The sequence below is a fragment of the Paenibacillus sp. HB172176 genome (assembly GCF_011947265.1).
Taxonomy (GTDB): domain Bacteria; phylum Bacillota; class Bacilli; order Paenibacillales; family Paenibacillaceae; genus Pristimantibacillus.
Genome location: NZ_JAATHD010000050.1, coordinates 4,770 through 8,020 on the forward strand (window position 1 = coordinate 4,770; position 3,251 = coordinate 8,020).

General features: G+C 40.1%; 2 protein-coding genes. Both read left to right on the forward strand.

Annotated elements, in window-relative coordinates:
• Positions 1 to 751: 751 nt before the first annotated feature.
• The gene (locus tag HFP08_RS28525) at positions 752 to 1,300 is read left to right on the forward strand and encodes a GNAT family N-acetyltransferase (protein ID WP_168124032.1); all 549 of its coding nucleotides are present in this window, start codon (positions 752 to 754) and stop codon (positions 1,298 to 1,300) included.
• A gap of 338 nt (positions 1,301 to 1,638) precedes the next feature.
• Complete coding sequence (locus HFP08_RS28530; protein WP_168124030.1) at positions 1,639 to 2,094, forward strand: NUDIX domain-containing protein; 456 nt, start codon at positions 1,639 to 1,641, stop codon at positions 2,092 to 2,094.
• Positions 2,095 to 3,251 lie beyond the last annotated feature (1,157 nt).

Here is a 3,251-nt window from a genome sequence, read left to right on the forward strand (position 1 = left end):
ACAACCTTGCACAGGCTAAGTCTTCGACCCGGCCATCTGATCGCTTCGCTTGATCAGATTCGCTGCTTAAGCCAGTGAAGGTTCGTGAATACAAGAACGTTATATGAAATCAGCGTAAAGCTATAAGAACATAAAACAATAAAACTATAAAAGAAAATTTTAACAATGGGCTTTCCGCTATTAATTCGGCTGAAAGGATGATGTGAAACATGTTCAAGCTTAAAAACCGGAGAATTTTACTGACTGTATTGTTTGGGTTAGTTTTTATAATTTCGAGCTGTTTGGCAATTCATTTTTTGAAGACTAATAAGAGTAATCCCAGTATGAGTGGTTTAATGACTCTGTCTCTAATTACATTTATTCTGACTGTAGGAAATTCTATACTATTGATGATGAGGAAATACAGAAGTTAATATGAAGAACTAAATTAATGAAGAAAGAGATGGAAATCAATTTTGAATAAATACTAAAGATGTATTAAGGCTAAGATTTTGAGGGTATTTCAAAGAGGACGCTGACATCATATAACACCGTATTCACGCTGCGTCGACTCCGTCTCCTTGGTCCGGCCGAATCAGGAAGATGTGGTTTCGAAGGAGATAATTCAGTAGCAGGGAAGCATAATCAGCCGGACAACCTTGCACTGCCTAACCGCGTCGCGGCCGTTCCCTTCGGTCACTTAAGGCAGTGAAGGTTCGTGAATACAAAAACGTTAGGCGAAATGACCTAAATGATGGAAGGAGAAGAAAAAATGTTACAGTTTCCTATATTGGAAACCGAAAGATTAATACTAAGGCAGATTAAACAAGAGGATTCGAGAGAGATCTATAATTATTTCTCTTTGGAAGAAGTAACAAAATATTATGATTTAGTGAGTTTTACGAATATCAATCAAGCAGAAGAATTAATTAACAGATGGAATCAAAGATTTGAAAGAAATCAAGGAATTCGCTGGGGAATAACTTTAAAGTCTGAAAACCGAGTAATTGGAACATGTGGGTTTCATAGTTGGATGAAAAATCATCACAGATCTGAAATTGGATATGAACTTACGCCACAATATTGGCGTAAAGGCATTATGACAGAGGCAATTTTGAAAGTAGTTGAATTCGGGTTTAATAATTTAGAATTAAACCGAATCGAAGCATTTGTAGAACCAGAAAATGTGAATTCAAGGAAGGTACTTGAGAGAATCGAATTTAGGGAAGAAGGAATATTGAGAGAACATTTTTATTGGAGGAATCGGTTTGTCGACACTGCAATATATTCAATACTGAAGAAAGACTTTAAAGAAAAGTAATTTGTAAGTTTAATCAAAGAAGAGGTCACTTCGCCTAACACCGTATTCACGCTGCGTCGACTCCGTCTCCTTGGTCCGGACCGAAGTTGGAAGAGAACGGCTCTGTAAAGAAGCCGTTTAAGTAGCGAGGAAGCATATTCAGCCGGACAACCTTGCACTGCCTAACCGCGTCGCGGCCACTCCCTCCGGTCGTTTAAGGCAGTGAAGGTTCGTGAATACAAAAACGTTATGAGAAATTGCAGCAGAGCCAATTAAAGATCAACACATTTTTGCTATATGATTAGCGTGCAAACTATAGAATTTTATAAAACAAAGGATATTAGTTTGGAGGTGTATCGATGAAGATTAGAAGTTCAGTCTGTGCCTTAATTATTCGAAATAATCAGATTCTAACTATTAAGAAACAAGAAGACGAGGTTATTGAATATATCATGCCAGGTGGCGGACAAGAATTTGGAGAAACACTATTAGAAGCTCTTCATCGTGAAGTTCGTGAAGAGGTTGGGGCAAGTATTATGAATGCTAAATTGATATTTGTAAGAGAGTATATTGGAAAGAATCATGAAAATGCAGATAGAGACAAAGGACTACACATCGTTAATCATATTTTTTCTTGTGAGATCGAAGAAGAAAATAAGTATGAATTAGAGCCAGACCCGGATCAAATCGGAATTGAATGGATAAACATCGATGAGCTTGAAAAATATAAATTTTACCCTAAAGATCTTATTGAAGAGCTTAAAAAAATTGATGGAAGTAAAGGAAATGAAACATATATAGGAGATATAAACTAACCCATAGAAAGACATTTTGTAAGTAATTCAAAGAAGGCGGCAACATCTCATAACACCGTATTCACGCTGCGTCGCTATCGCTCCTTGGTCCGGCCGAAGAAGGAAGATGTGGTTTCGAAGAAGTTGATTCAGTAGCAGGGAAGCCTATTCAGCCGGACAACCTTGCACTGCCTAACCGCGTCGCGGCCACTCCCTCCGGTCGTTTAAGGCAGTGAAGGTTCGTGAATACAAGAACGTTATCTGCAAGATCTGCCCCAAAGACTTGAAAGTAATACAATCGCAACGTCCTGTTGCTTGAAGCCAATGATGAAAGTAAACATGTTTGAACATCCAAATACGAGTAGTAGCCAAGGTTACTGTTTTAATAGTTCAAGCGCAACACTTGGATAGGTCAAGATCAAATGAGGAATAGTTCAAGGTCAACACACGAATAGGTCAAGGTCAAATGAGGAATAGTTCAAGGTCGACACATGAATAGGTCAAGGTCAAGGGAGGAGTAGTTCAAGGTCGACACATGAATAGGTCAAGGTCAAAGGAGGAATAGTTCAAGGTCGACAAGCGTATAGGTCAAGGTCAATAGACGAATAGTTCAAGATCTAAAGCATATTAAAAAATTGTGGGTCGACGTCCTGTCTTAATTCGAAGAAGTGGGGCAGATCCAGCAGATAACACCGTATTCATGCTGCGTCGCTATCGCTCCTTGGTTCGGACCGAAGTAGTAAGAAGAAAATTCGAAGAAGCACATTCAGTAGCAAGGAAGATTATTCAGCCGAACAACCTTGCACAGGCTAAGTCCTAGCGGACCCGGCCATCTGATCGCTTAGCATGATCAGATTCACTGCTTAAGCCAGTGAAGGTTCATGAATACAAAACGTTAGACGCAATGCTAAGACATTAAGGGAACGAGTAGAGACAAGAGAGAGCTTGCGGAAAGTTCCCATCCGGGAACGACATTGAAATGCGAACCAGTGCATAGCGGAAAGTTCCCATCCGGGAACGACATTGACAAAGCGAGCCAGTGCATAGCGGAAAGTTCCCATCCGGGAACGACATTGACAATGCGAGCCAGAGCATAGTGGAAAGTTCCCATCCGGGAACGACATTGACAATGCAAGCCAGGGCATAGTGGAAAGTTCCCATCCGGGAACGACATTGAC

Bases quoted from the DNA above. Each gene is read 5' to 3' on its own strand.
- HFP08_RS28525 (WP_168124032.1), top strand. From the start codon at position 752: ATGTTACAGTTTCCTATATTGGAAACCGAAAGATTAATACTAAGGCAG.
- HFP08_RS28530 (WP_168124030.1), top strand. From the start codon at position 1,639: ATGAAGATTAGAAGTTCAGTCTGTGCCTTAATTATTCGAAATAATCAG.